Origin of the sequence: Brevibacillus sp. SIMBA_040 (genome assembly GCF_046535075.1) — a bacterium.
In the GTDB taxonomy this organism is placed as follows: Bacteria; Bacillota; Bacilli; order Brevibacillales; family Brevibacillaceae; genus Brevibacillus.
Map to the genome: position 1 here is coordinate 1 of NZ_JAWRXI010000321.1, position 251 is coordinate 251.

1 protein-coding gene is annotated in these 251 nt (G+C 57.0%); it reads left to right on the plus strand.

Going from position 1 to position 251, the window contains the following annotated elements:
• Positions 1-251: fimbrial protein (locus SB752_RS32975; protein WP_410719591.1), on the plus strand; the 251-nt coding region annotated here is incomplete at both ends.

A 251-nucleotide genomic window follows, 5' to 3' on the forward strand; every position in this document is an offset into this window, starting at 1 on the left:
TCATGAGTGTCAAATCGTTCAAGGGTGCCGGTTCCACCGTCGGTTCGGCGCAGTTCAACATCGAACTAGCCAACTGCCATCCTTCGCTGACCAGTGTGGGGCTGGTATTCGACGGAATATCCAGCGCGGACGACGATGCCATTCTCGCCCTACAGGGTGCCAACAGTGCGCAGGGGGTAGGTATCGCTCTCTATGAAATCGATGGGACGACACTGATTCCACTGCGAATGCAGGGGCGGGCGAATATCCTC